This is a genomic window from Nocardia sp. CC227C, assembly GCF_030767025.1.
Classification (GTDB): Bacteria; Actinomycetota; Actinomycetes; order Mycobacteriales; family Mycobacteriaceae; genus Nocardia.
The window spans coordinates 110,868-125,470 of sequence record NZ_JASITE010000017.1 but is presented as its reverse complement, the minus strand read 5'-3'; the positions used below and the strand labels follow the sequence as shown (position 1 = coordinate 125,470).

Sequence of the window (14,603 nt, the reverse complement as noted above, 5' to 3'; positions counted from 1 at the left end):
TCATCGCTTCGGACCGGTCGGATGTTGCCGGCTCGTCATGAACTCGCGGAATCATTACGCGCACCGGCTGGATTTCGGATAAATTCTTTCCAATTAATTATCGGGGCGGGGTCGTGATTGTGTTGAGATCAGTGAACGATTGTTCGGTAACTAGAACGAGTTCTAGACGCTTGCCTGGTTCTTTGTGATATTTCCCAACCATGTTGTCGCTGTTCACATCAGTTCGCGGAAAGTGATCCGGCTCTATGACGGACAGCACAAGAGCGTGATGTGTTTTTCCTAACTCCGTAGTAAGGTGCGTCAAGCAACAGTCGCCGGAGGCAGGTCACCGGCGTCGAGAGGGGTAGCCAGTGGTGCAGTTGACCAAGAGTCCGGGAGGGGCGGGGTCATCAACGGAATCACGTCTGAACGCAGCGGTTGACTGGACCAAGAGGTACTGGGACGACCATCCGAAACGGTCCCTGGAGACCGGCGGCCGCATGATGGCCATGGGGGTCTCGGCGGTCGCCGAACTCTTCATCGCCATCTTCCGCAAACGCTTTCCGTTCGGTGAGTTCATCCGGCAATGCGCCTTCATGGCCAATGTGGCCGCGGCGCCCACCCTGCTGGTCGCCATTCCCATCGGCGTCATCGTGTCGATCCAGGTCGGTTCGGTCGCCGGACAGGTCGGTGCGACCTCGTTCATCGGCGCGGCCAACGGCCTCGGCATCATTCAACAGGGCGCGCCGCTGGTCACCTCGCTCATGATCGCGGGCGCGGTCGGCTCGGCCATCACCGCCGATCTCGGTTCGCGCACCATCCGCGAGGAGATCGACGCCATGAAGGTGATGGGCGTCGACCCCATGCGGCGTCTGGTCGCCCCGCGCCTGGGCGCGGCCATGCTGGTGTCGGTACTGCTGTGCGGCTTCGTGGTCTTCGTCGGCTTCCTCACCGGCTACGTGTTCAACATCTTCGCCCAGGGCGGTACGCCGGGCTCCTACGTCGGCACCTTCTCGTCCTTCGCGGTGACCCTGGATCTGCTTGTCGCGCTGGTCAAGTCGCTCATCTTCGGCCTGCTCGCGGCTATCATCGCCTGCGACACCGGCCTGAACACCCGGGGCGGTCCGGGCGGTGTCGCGAACTCGGTGAACACCGCGGTCGTGATGTCCGCGGTGATGCTCTTCGGCGTCAACCTGATCCTCACCCAGGTCTACAACACCCTCTTCCCCCCACAGATGGTCTGAGTCGTGTCAGCAACGTATGTTCCGCCGCTGCTGCGGCCGTTCCAGAAGATCAGGAGCACCGGGCGGGCTCCGGTCGATTTCATCGCGCGGGTGGGCCACCAGGTCTTCTTCTTCCTGCGCTCGCTCGCCTCCATCCCGTTGGCCTTCAAGCAGTACCCCAAGGAGGTCTGGCGGCTGCTGTCCGACGTCACCTGGGGCAACGGCAATCTCGTCGTGGGCGGCGGCACCATCGGCGTGGTGATCATCCTGTCCGCCTTCGGCGGCATGACCGTCGGCATCCAGGGGCACACCTCCCTGAATCTGCTGGGCCTGAGCCCGATCACCGGCGCCATCTCCGCCTTCGCCACCACCCGCGAACTCGGGCCGCTGCTGGCTGCGCTGGCCTTCGCGGCGCAGGCGGGCTGCCGCTTCACCGCGCAGCTGGGCGCCATGCGCATCTCCGAGGAGATCGACGCGCTGGAGTCGGTCGCCATTCGGCCGCTGCCGTATCTGGTGAGCACCCGCATGATCGCGGCCATGATCGCCATCGTGCCGCTGTACTGCCTGGCGCTGCCGGTGGCCTACATCTCCTGCTCGCTCACCGTGCAGCTGATCGGCGGCACCGCCGCGGGCACGTTCCAGCACTACTTCTATCAGTTCCTGGTACCGCAGGACGTACTGTATTCGATGCTGAAGGCGATCCTGTTCGTCGCCATCACCACCTTCATCCAGTGCTACTACGGCTTCTTCGCCTCCGGCGGTCCGGAGGGCGTGGGCGTGGCGGCCGGTCGCGCGATCAAGCTCTGCATCATCGCGGTGGTGTTCGCCGACCTGTTCATGACATTGGCAATCTGGGGCGTCGACCCCGGCATTCGGATCTCGGGATAGGGGGCGAGCATGATCATCGATCCGAGCGGGCGTGGACCGACCATGCGCCAGCTGCTCATCGCGGGTGTCTCCGGGCTGGCCGTCTTCGCCTTGATCCTGGGCTTCCTGATGGCGCGCTATCAGGGCTATTTCGTCGAGAAGGTCAACGTCACGGCCAATCTCACCACCACCGGTGACGGCCTGCCGCAGAAAGCGGACGTGAAGTTCCGCGGTGTGCTGGTCGGCGTGGTCGACGAGGTGTCGGTGGCCGCCAAGGGCGAGCTGCAGGAAGTGCACATCGAGATGAAGCCGGAGTACATCTCCGGCATCCCGGCCAATGTGACCGCGCGCGTGGTGCCCTCCAACCTGTTCGCCGTGACCTCGGTCGAACTGGTCTACAACGGACCCGATCCCGCGAACGCCCACCTCGAGGAGGGCTCGGAGATCTCGGAGGACCGCTCCAAGGGCACCATCGCGTTGCAGGACACCCTCACCACGGTCCGCGACATCCTCAGCAAGATCGACCCCGTGCAGTTCGGCCGGGTGCTCGGCACCCTGTCCTACGCGCTGGACGGCAGCGGCCGCGTTCCCGGTTCCACCATCGAACGGGTGGATCGGTGGCTGCTGGCGGTCGACGAGTCCATCCCGGACCTCGGGGTGATGCTGGACGACTTCTCGCAGTCGTTCCAGGCGCTGAACCAGTCGGCTCCCGAGCTCATGAACGTGCTGGCGGATTCGGTGCAGACCGCGCAGACCATCGCCGACCGGCGCAGTGAACTGGCCGCCCTCATCACGGGCACCGGCGGCACCGTCGACAAGGTCAACGACCTGTTCGCCCGCAATCCCGATGTGGGCAAGGAGGTCACCGTCGGCACCAGTGCGCTGTTCGGCGCGATGTCCGACGATCCCAGCGCCATTCCGCAGGCCATCGAGAATCTGAACAACTCGGTGCGCGCGCTGGCCAGCACCTTCCACTGGGGTCCGCAGCGGCAGATGGTGTGGAACATGGGCCTCACCTTCACGCCGTACAAGCCCTACACCCAGGCCGACTGCCCGCGCTACGGCGAGCTGGCCGCGCCCAGCTGTGGCACCGCGCCCGCGGAGTCGAGTCCGGGCGAGTTGCCGGAGTCGTTGCGGCCCAAGGCCCTGGAGTCGGCGGCCGGGCTGCCGCCGGTGCAGCTGCCGGAGGGCTTCCCCGGCATTCCGGGGCTGACCACCGCCGAGACCACCGAGCCGGGTGCGCCGCCCACGCCGGGTGCGCCGGGTGCGCAGCCGGGCAACCCGCTGCGCGGGACGCCGCTGGAAGGGCTGTTCCCGAACCTGTTCGGCGCCGCCCCGGCTCCCGCGCCCGCGCCGATGCCGGACCCCGACGCGCAGCCGCAGACGGCGCCGGCCGCGGCCGGGCCGATCTCCTACGCCGGTGATGACGCCATCGTGGCCCTGCTCGGCCGCAAGCCGACCATCGCCGAGTACCTGCTGTTGAGCTCGATCCTGAGGGGTGGAACGTTGCAAGTGACCGAAACCGGAGGCGGCCGATGAGCATTCGCAAACCGCTGATCGGGTTCAGTCTCTTCGCGGTCGTCGCGATCCTGGTGACCACGGTCATCTGGAATACCCTCGCGCGCACCGTGGAAGGCTCCACCAGCACCTACAACGCCACCTTCTCCGACGTCCTCGGGCTGCGGGAAGGCGATGACGTCCGCATGGCGGGCGTGCGGGTCGGCAAGGTCGAGTCGATCGAACTGGATTCCGGCAACAACGCCCGGGTGCGTTTCATCGTGCAGCGCGACCAGTCGCTGTTCAACAACACCAAGGCGCTGGTGCGCTACCAGAACCTGATCGGCCAGCGCTACATCGCGCTGGCCCCGGGACAGGGCGGCGACACCTCGGAGCTGAAGAACAACGGCTCCATCCCGATCGAGCGCACCGAGCCGTCCTTCGACATCTCGGGTCTGCTGGGCGGCTTCCAGCCGCTGTTCCAGGTGCTGTCCCCGGAACAGGTGAACAACCTGTCGGAGACCTTCATCCTGGCGTTGCAGGGCGACGGAGTCTCGTTGAGCGCCTTCATCACCCAGGCCGCGGCACTGGCCACCGACTTCCAGCGCCGTGACGCCATCCTGTCGGACGTGATCACGAATCTGTCCGGCGTGATGTCCGGTCTGGCCCGGCGCGGCGGCGAACTGGAGACCCTGGTCGCCCAGACCCGGGCGCTGATCGGCGGCCTGTACGCGCAGGGCCAGTCGCTGCAGGCGTCCACGGTGCAGATCGCCGACGCCACCGGCGCGCTGGTGAACATGCTCGGCGCGATCCAGCCCAAGCTGGCGGTGGCGCAGAGCTCCACCCGCGACGCCCTGACCCTGCTGCTCGCCAATGGCGCGAAGCTGGACCAGGCCGCGATCGACCTGCCCGCCATCCTGGCCAACGTCGGCAAGTTCAGCCAGAACGGCACCTACGCCAACGCGTACGTGTGCTCCCTGGACGTGTCCCTGTACGGCGTCCTCTTCCCGCGCGGTCTGTTCAATCAGATCGGCGGCAACTCCCACTCGGCGGTGTGCCGGCCATGATCGAGACAATCAAGAACCGCTTCAACAGCAATCGCAATTTCTGGCTCGGCCTGGTAGGTGCGCTGGTCATCGTAGCGCTGCTGCTGGCCTCCAATGTCTATCGCCTGATCGGCGTGGGTGAGCAGTCCATCGAGGCCGAATTCGCCCAGACCGCCGGTGTGAAGGCCGGTGACAAGGTGAACGTCTCCGGCGTTCCGGTCGGCCGGGTGGCCGATATGGAACTCGAGCGCGGCCACGTGCTGATCACCATCCAGGTCAGCGACGACGTGAAGCTCGGGCCCGACGCGCGGGCGGCCATCAAGATGGCCACCCTGCTGGGCGCGCGCTACATCGACCTCGATCCGGGTGACGGCACCGGGCTGCCGGGTGACCGAATCCCGCTGAACAACACCGATGTTCCCTACAACCTGGCCGACGTGGTGCAGGAGGGCACGCCCAAGTTCGCGGCCCTCGACACCCGGAAGCTGGCCGAATCGCTGAACCTGATCAACCAGCAGCTGGGCGACACCCCGCAGCTCACGGTGCAGGCCCTCGACGCGGTCGGCGCGCTGGCCAAGACCATGAACGATCGCAAGAACGACGTCGATCAGCTGCTGAAGGATCTGGACAAGGTCACCAGGATCCTGGCCGACAACCGCAACAGCGTGCTGCTGGTGATCACCCAGGGTGAGGCCATCGCCAACCGGGTGATGGAACGCCAGGGCCTGCTGCGCTCACTGCTGGACAACATCGCCACCCTCAGCCGCCAGCTGCAGGAGATCGGCGCGCAGAACGACAACCAGTTCGGCCCGACACTCCAGCAGCTCAACACCATGGCCGAGGGACTGCAGAAGAACAAGGACAACCTGGACCGGCTGCTGTCGATCATGCCGCCGGCGGTCCGGCAGTTCAACAATGTGTTCGGCAACGGCAACTACGGCGAGGTCGGCCTGCCGTGGCTGTTCCCGGACAACTGGCTGTGCTTCGCGCATGTGGCAGAGGGGTGCCAGTAATGACCAAGTTCACGCGAATCGCCAAGGCCCTCATGATCGGCGTGGCCGCCCTGGCCGTCGGCAGCTGCTCCGTCGTGCCCATCGGGGTCAAGGACGCCGTCGGGCAGACCCAGCACTTCACCGCCGACTTCCTCAATATCGCGGGCATGTTCGAGGGCAACCCGATCACGGTGCTCGGCCTCGAGGTCGGCAAGGTCGACAAGATCGTGCCCAAGGGTGAGTACGTCGAGGTCCACCTGACCGTGGACAAGGGCGTCAAGATTCCGAAGGACGTGACGGCGGCGCTGATCTCGCCCTCCATCGTCACCGACCGGCACATCGAGCTGACCCCGGTGTACACCGGCGGCGAGACCCTGCCCGAGGATGCGCACCTGACCACCCAGCAGACCCGGACCCCGGTCGAGCTGGACCAGATGATCAAGACCATCGACGCCTTCGCCGAAGCGTTGAAACCGCAGGAGGGACAGGAGGGTATCGGTCCGCTGTCCGGGCGGGTGCTCTACCCGATGCTCAACGGTCAGGGCGAGAAGATGCGCGACACCCTCAATGCGCTCTCCGGGGCGCTGAAGGTGGGTGTGGACAACAAGGACGCCGTCTCCAGCATCATCATCAAGCTCAATGAGCTGACCACCATGCTGGCCGAGAACGACCAGGCGGTCCGGGATTTCAGCGACAAGATGACCCAGATGTCCACGCTGCTGGCCGAGCAGGCGCCCGGTCTGCAGGCCACACTGGACCAGCTCAACGCCTTCCTGGCCAATACCAGCGGTGCGTTCGCGGAGTACCAGGACGAGCTCAACGGCACGCTCACCGGTCTCACCAATGTCACCCAGCAGCTGCGTGACAACTCGGCCGGTGTCATCGAGATCGTGGACGTGGCACCGCTGCTCATGCAGAACCTGGATCGCTCGGTCAACCGTCAGGGCCGGTTCATCCGCCTGCACGCCGTGCTCGGCACCGCGCTCTCCGGTGAGATCGTCAGCCTGTTCTGCGAGCGCATCCAGATGCGGGCCGACGGCTGCCGCACCGGCAAGATAGAAGATTTCGGACCCGATCTCGGGCTCACCGCGGCAATGTTGGGACTGACACGATGAGCAACCGTTACACCCGGGACACCCGGCGCGCCAAACGGATCCGCCGCGGCGTGGTCGCGCTGGCCGCGACCGTCTCGACGCTGGCGGTTTCCGGCTGCGGTGTCACGGTCGAGAATCTGCCGCTGCCGAAACCCGGTGCGGGGCGCGACACCTATACGGTGCACGCCGTCTTCGAGAACGCGCTGAACCTGCCGGACCAGGCCAAGGTCAAGATCGGCGGCTCCGACGTCGGCGTGGTCACCAAGATCGAGACCAAGAACTTCGAAGCACATGTGGATCTGGACATCCGCACCGATATCGAACTCCCGGCCAACAGCACCGCCGAACTCCGCCAAGCCACTCCGCTCGGTGATGTCTTCGTGGCGGTGTCCAAGCCCAAGGACGAACCGGGGCAGCAGGTCCTGGAGGACGGCGACACCCTCAGCCGCGAGCAGACCTCCGCGGGCGCGACGGTCGAGGAACTGCTGCTGTCGGTCTCGCTGCTGTTCAACGGCGGCGGCATCGCCAGTCTGACCAAGATCACCAATGAGCTGGAATCCATTGTGGGCGGGCGTGGTCCGCAGCTGGCCCATCTCATCACCCAGATGACGGGCATCACCGCCAGCCTCAATGACAACAGCGCCCGCGTGGACCAGACCCTCGCGGGATTCAGCGCGCTGGCCACCACCCTCGAGGCCAATCACAACGAGCTGGGCCAGGTCGCCGACACCCTGCCGAACATGATCGGCGCCATTGCCGAGAACAACCAGGCCCTCGGCGAACTGCTCACCAAGGTCTCGACGACCAGTGCGGCCCTGGGCGACTACGCGAATACCACCTCCGCCGAACTGGCCAGCCTGCTCGACAACGTGCAGCAGCTGATGGACGCGCTGGCGCAAACCGAACCGAACCTGGGACCGGCGCTCGACGCCCTGCGTGAGATCCGGCCCATGGCCGACGCATCCTTCAAGGGCAACACCCTCGCCGTGGCGGCCACCCTGACCATGCTCGATATCGGCCTGCTCACCGATCCGGCCAACAGCAAGTTCCCGGATCTGAAGGACTTCGGCGATTTCGCGGGCAGCCTCATCCAGGTGTTGCAGATCGTCCAGGGCCGGATTTCGGAGGGCCACCGATGAGTTGGGTGAAGGCGCACAAGAATCTGGTGTCGAACGCCGCGCTGGTGCTCATCCTGCTGGTGGGCGCGTCCTACCTGGCGGTGAGCGTGATGCGGGTGAACCCGCTGCGCGATACCTACCGGGTGACGGTCAACCTGGACCGCTCCGGCGGTCTGCAACCGGGCAACGACGTGACCCTGCGCGGCTCCCGCGTCGGCAAGGTCGCCGAGATCTCGCTGGTCGACAATGGCGCGGGTATCGCGGCCATCGCCGAGATCGACACCAAGTACAAGATCTCCTCCGATACCCGGATCGCCGTGCAGGCGCTCTCGGGCGCCGGTGAGCAGTACATCGACTTCCGGCCGAATACCGATCAGGGCCCGTACCTGCGCGACGGTTCGGTGGTGGCCTTCGATCCGGAGGCCGTCCGGACCCCCACGCCCGTGTGGGCGGTGCTGGACAACTCCAGCGAGCTGATCGCCCAGATCGATCCGGACAAGTTCAGCGTCATCCTCAATGAACTGGACATCGCCCTGTCCGGCGGCCAGGATCAGCTGCGCGCCATGATCAACGGCATCAGCCTGGCCGCCGCCGGTCTGGACGGACTGCTGCCGCAGACCACGAACCTCATCACGAATCTGCGCACCATCACCCAGACCACCTCGCTGGCCCAGCCGGATCTGGGTACGCTGACCGCGAATTCGAGTGTGCTGTTCCAGCAGTTCAACGATGCCAACGCCGAACTTCAGCGGATCCTGGAGCAGGCGCCGGGCCAGATGGAGACCCTCGGCGCGGTGCTCGACAAGACCGCCGATCCGATGACCAGCCTGGCTCAGAATTTCGCGGCCATCACCAAGGCCGCGCAGTTGCGGGTTCCCGCGCTGCGGGCGCTGTTCCCATCGCTCGTGGTGGGCACCTCGGCCATGGGCGTGCCCGCGCACGACGGCGAGTTCTACACCATCGTGGATATCTGGCCGCGCCCGTACTGCCAGTACCCGGCCAAGCAGGTGCGGCCCGAGGTCGCCACCGAAAGCACCTTCCCCCGGTGGACGGGCACCTGCGTGAACCCCCCGGCGGACCAGCAGATTCGCGGTTCCGCCAACGCACCGCGGCCGGATGTGCCGAACAACGGCGCCAATCCGCCTGCGGATGTCGACCTGAACGAGCGCACCCTGCCGCCCGTGAAGTGAGCGCGAGCCTCCCGGTACGGTGGTGTGGGTCACCGGGCCGGGCTTACTCGCCGAGCAGAACCTAGACGGTGCGTCCGCAGCGCACCGGGAAAAGTGAGAGCAATTTCCATGTCGGATGACGCTGCCCAGAAGAAGACAACCGAAGACGATTCGACGGCCGGGGCCGATGCCGTGGGCAGCGCCGACACTGCTGCTACGGAGAAGATCGAGGCCGCCGACGCCACGGCGGAATCTACGCCCGACCTGAGCAAGAAGGCCGATGCGGCCGAGGCGAAGGCACCCGAGGCGAAGGCACCCGAGGAGAAGGTCTCGACGTCGAAGAGCGCCCAGCCGACCCCGCCGCCCCCGCCGCGAGAGCCGCAGCGCCCCGCCACCGGAGGGGGCTCGGGTGGCGGATCGTTGCCGCTCATCGCCGCGTTCGCCGCCGGTGTGCTGCTGGTCGCCGCCATCGCCACCGGCGTGTGGTTCTTCCTGCAGAACCGCACGCACGAGAACGAACTCACCGCCCGCGACGAGGCCACGGCGGCCGCCTGCGAATTCGGCAGGGCGGTCTCCAGCTATGACGCCGCGAATCTGGGCGACTACTTCGACAATGTGAAGTCACGGTCCACCGGACAGTGGGGCCAGTTCTTCAGCGGCGCGGCCGACACCCTCGAAACGGCCATGAAGAGCGTCGACGCCCGCTCCACCCTGGACGAGATCCACTGCGCCTTCGAGTCCGGCGACGAGAACAAGGCGTCCGTCGTCCTGATCATCACCCAGGTCCGCTCCAATTCGGTGGTGCCGCAGCCGGACATGCTGACCGTCCCCGGTGTGGCCGAGATGGAGAAGAAGGACGGCAAATGGCTGGTGGCCAACTTCGACTCCCCCACGCTCAAGGGCCTGAACCCGGTCGCGCCCACCGGTCCGCAGCCCGAGCAGAACGAACAGCCGGAGCAGCCCGCCCCCGATGCCGAGGCCCCCGCGCCCGGTAACTGACCACTCCCGATAGCGGACGCCCCACTCGCAACCAGGCGGGTGGGGCGTCTGTCGTCCGGGGGTTGGTCGCTTCAGAACAGCGTCAGGGCGTCGGGATCGGGTGTCGATGTCGGTCGGCGACGCATCGGCGCCGGTGCGGGAATGGTGTCCTGCAGCGCGGCCGGGTCGGCCACGGCCGCGGCCGTCGTCGCCGCGTGGGCGGGCACCACCGGAATCGGGGTGGTCGGCGGGGTGGCGTCGGCGGCACGGGTCTGTGCCGGTGCCTCGGGCTCCGCCGCGGCGGGTTCCACCGCGGCGGGTGCGGGGACGTCCGGATCGGGCAGTGCGCCCGCGGCCACCTTGCGGGCCGCCTGCCCCGCCAGGGTGTCGGCCTGCTCGTTGAAGTAATTGCCCACATGTCCGCGTACCCAGCGGAAACGCACGGGTCCGGGGCGGGAGGAGATGGCCTCGTCGATCTGGCGGATGAGTTCGACATTCTTGACCGCGCCGCCGGTGGAGGTGCGCCAGCCATTGAGTCGCCAGCCGTTGATCCACTCCGAGGCGCACTTGATGGCGTAGAGGGAATCGCTCTCGATGAGTAGGGGTTCGGATCCGTGATGGGCGCGCACGGCCTCGAGTAGGGCGCGTAGCTCGGCGATCTGATTGGTGCCGGTGGGAGCCCCGCCACTGGCCGATCCGCCCGCGTGGTTGACCCAGGCCCACCCGATGGCGCCACCCGGGTTACGCAGGCACGATCCGTCGGTGCTCACGATGATCATGCTTGGCACCCTACGCAATCCGGCCGACAAGATCCGTTCCGTGGAATCCCTCTATCTCCCTTCGCAATTGCGATTCGGTCCGTCGCACCGCCGATTGTACGGCCGGATGCAGCATTCGCGAGCACAGGCGGCCGAGAAGACCTGGCGGTTCGAAATACTCCGCCTCGGAGGTGATGACCGAGCGTCCGTAGCCGAGCGGGTCGAAACGCAGGCTGATCACCGCGAGAGGAGAGTCCGCGGGCGCCGCCTTCCCCGGCCGGCGCCTGCGGAGTGTGTACTCGATGACCGCGTTGCGGCGGTATTCGGAGATCTCACACTCGACCGTCGGATGCCACGGGCCCACTCGGAGAGTACACGCGAAGATCGCCCCCGCACCGTGGTCGGTATCCCCGACGGGTTCGAAGGCGGCGACGGCGAAGGCCCAGTCCGGCACGAACTGATGGTTGTCCGTGTACCTGAACGCGACTTCCACGGGCGCTCCGACGTCGCTCGCGAGTTTGATATGGCCCATAGGTGCTCCCTGTCCCACGGCTGCGGTTAAAAATACTACATCCGTCCTCTTTATTGTCAGGGTTACCGAGCCTTTGCCGCATTCCCGATATGTGATCAACCGTCCAATTCATTGACGATGTGCGCCGCGATGGGCAGCGCCGATGTCGCGGCGGGCGAAGGGGCGTTCAGTACATGAACCGACCGCTCTGTCTTTTCAACCAGGAAGTCGTGGACGAGCGTGCCGTCGCGCAGCACCGCCTGCGCCCGGATGCCCGCCTCGCGCGGCAGCAGATCGTCGAGGGTGAGTTCCGGGCAGTAGCGCCGACATTCGGCCAGATAGCCGCGCTTGAACAGCGAATTGCGCAGCTCCCGAACGCCGGTCCGCACATTGGCCGCCGCCACTCGGTGAAACCCGCGAAATCCCAGGATCTCCCGCACGTCGCGCAGATCGACGCTGCCCTTGCGGTAGCCCTCGCGAGCCAGGCCCAATACCGCATTCGGCCCTACGGTCAGGTCACCGTCGACGGTGGGGCTCAAATGCACGCCCAGGAACGGCAATTCGGGATCCGGGATGGGGTAGATGAGGGTGCGCACCAGATCCTTGCGGGTCGGCGGCAGCTGGTAGTACTCGCCCCGGAACGGCACGATGCGCAGGTGGGTCCGCAACCCGGCCAGCCGCGCCAGCCGATCGGCCTGCAGGCCCGCGCACACCACCAGCCGCCGGGCCCGCCAGCTCCCGGCCGGGCCGGAAACGGTGACCGCGTCACCGGTTTCGTCGATGGCGGTGACCTCCGCGCCGAGTACCACCGTCCCGCCCGCGGCCCGCACCTGCGCCGCCAGCGCGGTGGTCACCCGGGTGTAGTCGATGATCCCGGTGTCGGGCACGAACAGCGCGCCCACCCCGGTCACCCGGGGCTCGCGCCGTCTCAGTTCGGCGGCGTCGAGCAGTTCCACGTCCACGCCGTTGGCGACCGACCGCTCGTAGAGCGCCAGCATCCGGGCGTGTTCGGCGGCATCGGTCGCCACCAGCAGCTTTCCGCAGACCTGGAAGGGAATGTCGTGCGCCGCCGCGAATTCCTTGGTGCGGCGCGCTCCTTCCCGGCACAGCCGCGCCTTCAGGCTGCCCGGCGCGTAGTAGATGCCGGAGTGGATGACGCCGCTGTTGTGCCCGGTCTGGTGCGTGCCCAGCGCGGCGGCCTTCTCCACCAACAGCAGACTGGCCCCGGGGCGGCGGGACAGCAGCCGGTGGGCCGTGGCCACGCCGACGATCCCGCCGCCGATCACGCAGTAGTCGTACACGCAGCAAGTGTCACACAGTGGTGAGGTCGCCGGTCTCCGGTGCGACGGGGGTGCTGGGTCGCTCGCCCGGGGTCGCGGAGGTCACGACCGGTCGCGGTGGGGCTGCCGGTTCGGCCCCGCCGGACTGCTCGGATACGCCGGTGTATCCGGATGCGATGTCCGGCTCGGTCGCCGTCGGCGGTTGCTCGGTCGCCGTCGGCGGTTGCTCGGTCGCCGTCGGCGATGTGTTCGCCGTGCGTGCATCCGGGTCCGGCGCGGTGGTCTCGGCGGGGGCGGGATAACGGGTCAGCCGCACCCCGATCTCGCCGAGTTCCGTATCGGAGAGCACCAGCGACAGTTCACCGCTGCGGGTATCGAGTTCGGTGTGCAGTCGGGTGGTGCCGGCCGGTCCGAGGTCGATTCCGTCGCCGTCCGCCGCGGGCAGCACCAGATCGGCGACGGTGCCGAAGACATTGGTGTCCACCGTGATAGCGACCGAATTGCGTGGGACCGGGACGACCTGCGCACCCACGAAGGTGTCGCCGACGCGCAACCGCCCGGCCAGGCCGGGCGAATCCGCGAGCTGGCGGCCGGGTTGCAGGATGGTGGGGCGCGCGGCCGTCACCGCCGACTGGGTCGGCGAGGCGGTCAGCGGACCGAAAAGCGAAGCGAGTTCGATCTTTTCCGCGATGGGCGTGAGTGCCGGGCGTTCCGGCAGCCCGTGACCGGTCCCGGTGCCCCCGCGCGGCGATGGTGCGGGCGGTGCGGCGAGGACGGTGTCGGGACGCTGTGCCCCGGGTAGCTCATTGGCGATATAGGTGCCCGCGGCGACGGTGAGGCCGATGCTGGCCATGCCCGCGCCGACGACGGCGGTGTGGCGGAGGATCTGTGCGGCGCGCCGAGTGTTCCGGGTAGCCGCGCCCCGCGTCGCCGGATCGTGCGACATCTGGTGCGGTCCTTTCCATCTCCCCTCGTCCCCCTGCTCCCCTGCAGCGTACGACCCGCACCGTTGAAAGTCGTACGCTCGTCCAGGTTACGGTGCCGTCGGGTTACACATGTCCCCCGTGAGACCAGGATCACAGCTCGGCAACCGGACGCATCAGTGCGTTTCCGCCGTCCGGCGACGGGGTAGATATTCGGTTAGCTGGCGAGCGTCATCTCGACTGCCACGAAGACCTCCGGCCAATGGCGTCCGGTCGGCACCAGGCACGGCGCATCTACAGTGACGCTCGCCCGCTCTCGTCAACGCCGAGGTCGGGGGTCGAGACGTGCGGCGGGTCAGCCGAATTGGCCCGCCGTGCGCCCGGTTCCGGGGGGACCGGCGAAAGCCTGTGCGAGGCCGAGCCATTCGATCGCATCGTCACCGACCACCTCGAGATCGAGGTCGTCGAGATGGCGGCGTTGGGTCACCAGCTGGCAGAAATCCAGTGCCGGACCGCTGATTCGCTGCGTCGCGTCCGCCGGACCCCAGGTCCACGAGCTGCCGTCGGGGGCGGTCAGCTCCACCCGGAATTCCTCGGCGGGTGCGCTGCGCCCGTGCACCAGGTACGCGTAGTTCCGCGTGCGCACGCCGAGATGGGCGATATGCCGCAGCCGCGCGGTGGGGGTGCGCGGCACGCCGAGCGCATCGGCGACGTCCTGTCCGTGTGCCCAAGTTTCCATGAGGCGCGCGGTGACCATGGACGCCGGACTCATGGGCGGCCCGAACCAGGGCAGTTTGGTCCCGGCGGGCACCTGTCGCAGCGCCTCGACCAGTGCCGTTCGCCGCGAACGCCATTCGGCGAGCAGTTCCCGCGCCGGGGTGCGCGCCTTCTCCTCCGCCGCTTCGTCCACGAAGGTCAGTGCCCGGGGCGCGGCCTCCTCGACCAGCTTCCCGAACCGCTCGGGGTCGGTGGCCGCGAGCGCCGCCACCTCGTCGGTCCAGGTCAAATGCGCGATCTGATGCGCGATGCGCCAGCCGGGCGCGGGCGTGTCGCGCTCCCACTCGGCGGGGTCGAGATCCGCCACCAGTGCATCCAGCTCCGCGCACTCGGCGGTGAAATCCCCGAGCAGCGCCTCCACGTCGGCCATGCCGGCCAGCATCGCAGTGCA

General features: G+C 67.3%; 14 protein-coding genes. 9 read left to right on the top strand and 5 right to left on the bottom strand.

Features of this window, described 5'->3' with window-relative positions; translation table 11 throughout:
* Positions 1 to 353 precede the first annotated feature (353 nt).
* The 9 genes from QMO76_RS29025 to QMO76_RS28985 all read left to right on the top strand — a co-directional run bounded on the left by QMO76_RS29025 (position 354) and on the right by QMO76_RS28985 (position 9,984).
* A complete protein-coding gene (locus QMO76_RS29025; protein ID WP_372342114.1) occupies positions 354 to 1,223 on the top strand; it encodes an MlaE family ABC transporter permease in 870 nt (289 codons plus the stop codon).
* Positions 1,224 to 1,226: 3 nt separating this feature from the next.
* A complete protein-coding gene (locus tag QMO76_RS29020) occupies positions 1,227 to 2,090 on the top strand; it encodes an ABC transporter permease (RefSeq protein ID WP_306364526.1) in 864 nt (287 codons plus the stop codon).
* 9 nt (positions 2,091 to 2,099) lie between these two features.
* A complete protein-coding gene (locus QMO76_RS29015) occupies positions 2,100 to 3,608 on the top strand; it encodes an MCE family protein (RefSeq protein WP_306364525.1) in 1,509 nt (502 codons plus the stop codon).
* Positions 3,605 to 4,633: an MCE family protein gene (locus tag QMO76_RS29010; RefSeq protein ID WP_306364524.1), complete on the top strand. Its 1,029-nt coding sequence runs from the start codon at positions 3,605 to 3,607 to the stop codon at positions 4,631 to 4,633. The genes QMO76_RS29015 and QMO76_RS29010 overlap by 4 nt, the downstream gene beginning before the upstream one ends.
* Complete coding sequence (locus QMO76_RS29005) at positions 4,630 to 5,625, top strand: MCE family protein (RefSeq protein ID WP_306364523.1); 996 nt, start codon at positions 4,630 to 4,632, stop codon at positions 5,623 to 5,625. The genes QMO76_RS29010 and QMO76_RS29005 overlap by 4 nt, the downstream gene beginning before the upstream one ends.
* On the top strand, positions 5,625 to 6,719 hold the full coding sequence (locus QMO76_RS29000; RefSeq protein ID WP_306364522.1) for an MCE family protein: 1,095 nt from the start codon (positions 5,625 to 5,627) through the stop codon (positions 6,717 to 6,719). The genes QMO76_RS29005 and QMO76_RS29000 overlap by 1 nt, the downstream gene beginning before the upstream one ends.
* A complete protein-coding gene (locus QMO76_RS28995; protein ID WP_306364521.1) occupies positions 6,716 to 7,837 on the top strand; it encodes an MCE family protein in 1,122 nt (373 codons plus the stop codon). The genes QMO76_RS29000 and QMO76_RS28995 overlap by 4 nt, the downstream gene beginning before the upstream one ends.
* Positions 7,834 to 9,006 (top strand): MlaD family protein, encoded by a 1,173-nt coding sequence (locus QMO76_RS28990; RefSeq protein ID WP_306364520.1) that lies wholly within the window; start codon positions 7,834 to 7,836, stop codon positions 9,004 to 9,006. Before QMO76_RS28995 ends, QMO76_RS28990 begins: the two co-directional genes overlap by 4 nt.
* A gap of 108 nt (positions 9,007 to 9,114) precedes the next feature.
* Positions 9,115 to 9,984 (top strand): hypothetical protein, encoded by an 870-nt coding sequence (locus tag QMO76_RS28985; RefSeq protein ID WP_306364519.1) that lies wholly within the window; start codon positions 9,115 to 9,117, stop codon positions 9,982 to 9,984.
* Positions 9,985 to 10,055: 71 nt separating this feature from the next.
* Here the strand turns inward: QMO76_RS28985 and QMO76_RS28980 are convergent, their stop codons facing one another.
* From QMO76_RS28980 to QMO76_RS28960, 5 genes are all read right to left on the bottom strand, one after another.
* Positions 10,056 to 10,742 carry a ribonuclease H gene (locus tag QMO76_RS28980; RefSeq protein WP_306364518.1) on the bottom strand — a complete coding sequence of 229 codons (687 nt, stop codon included), beginning with the start codon at positions 10,740 to 10,742 and terminating at the stop codon, positions 10,056 to 10,058.
* A gap of 10 nt (positions 10,743 to 10,752) precedes the next feature.
* Positions 10,753 to 11,253: an SRPBCC family protein gene (locus QMO76_RS28975; RefSeq protein WP_306364517.1), complete on the bottom strand. Its 501-nt coding sequence runs from the start codon at positions 11,251 to 11,253 to the stop codon at positions 10,753 to 10,755.
* A 95-nt stretch (positions 11,254 to 11,348) separates the two neighbouring features.
* The gene (lhgO, locus tag QMO76_RS28970) at positions 11,349 to 12,533 is read right to left on the bottom strand and encodes an L-2-hydroxyglutarate oxidase (RefSeq protein WP_306364516.1); all 1,185 of its coding nucleotides are present in this window, start codon (positions 12,531 to 12,533) and stop codon (positions 11,349 to 11,351) included.
* A 10-nt stretch (positions 12,534 to 12,543) separates the two neighbouring features.
* Positions 12,544 to 13,458: a hypothetical protein gene (locus tag QMO76_RS28965; protein ID WP_306364515.1), complete on the bottom strand. Its 915-nt coding sequence runs from the start codon at positions 13,456 to 13,458 to the stop codon at positions 12,544 to 12,546.
* A gap of 332 nt (positions 13,459 to 13,790) precedes the next feature.
* Positions 13,791 to 14,582: a TIGR03084 family metal-binding protein gene (locus QMO76_RS28960; RefSeq protein ID WP_306364514.1), complete on the bottom strand. Its 792-nt coding sequence runs from the start codon at positions 14,580 to 14,582 to the stop codon at positions 13,791 to 13,793.
* Between the last annotated feature and the right edge of the window lie 21 nt (positions 14,583 to 14,603).

What these genes read in the sequence shown, in the direction of transcription:
- QMO76_RS29010 (WP_306364524.1), top strand. Translation starts at nt 3,605, where the DNA reads ATGAGCATTCGCAAACCGCTGATCGGGTTCAGTCTCTTCGCGGTCGTC.
- QMO76_RS28980 (WP_306364518.1), bottom strand. Translation starts at nt 10,742, where the DNA reads ATGATCATCGTGAGCACCGACGGATCGTGCCTGCGTAACCCGGGTGGC.
- QMO76_RS29015 (WP_306364525.1), top strand. Translation starts at nt 2,100, where the DNA reads ATGATCATCGATCCGAGCGGGCGTGGACCGACCATGCGCCAGCTGCTC.
- QMO76_RS29000 (WP_306364522.1), top strand. Translation starts at nt 5,625, where the DNA reads ATGACCAAGTTCACGCGAATCGCCAAGGCCCTCATGATCGGCGTGGCC.
- QMO76_RS28995 (WP_306364521.1), top strand. Translation starts at nt 6,716, where the DNA reads ATGAGCAACCGTTACACCCGGGACACCCGGCGCGCCAAACGGATCCGC.
- QMO76_RS28960 (WP_306364514.1), bottom strand. Translation starts at nt 14,582, where the DNA reads ATGGCCGACGTGGAGGCGCTGCTCGGGGATTTCACCGCCGAGTGCGCG.
- QMO76_RS28990 (WP_306364520.1), top strand. Translation starts at nt 7,834, where the DNA reads ATGAGTTGGGTGAAGGCGCACAAGAATCTGGTGTCGAACGCCGCGCTG.
- QMO76_RS28975 (WP_306364517.1), bottom strand. Translation starts at nt 11,253, where the DNA reads ATGGGCCATATCAAACTCGCGAGCGACGTCGGAGCGCCCGTGGAAGTC.
- QMO76_RS29005 (WP_306364523.1), top strand. Translation starts at nt 4,630, where the DNA reads ATGATCGAGACAATCAAGAACCGCTTCAACAGCAATCGCAATTTCTGG.
- QMO76_RS28985 (WP_306364519.1), top strand. Translation starts at nt 9,115, where the DNA reads ATGTCGGATGACGCTGCCCAGAAGAAGACAACCGAAGACGATTCGACG.
- QMO76_RS28965 (WP_306364515.1), bottom strand. Translation starts at nt 13,458, where the DNA reads ATGTCGCACGATCCGGCGACGCGGGGCGCGGCTACCCGGAACACTCGG.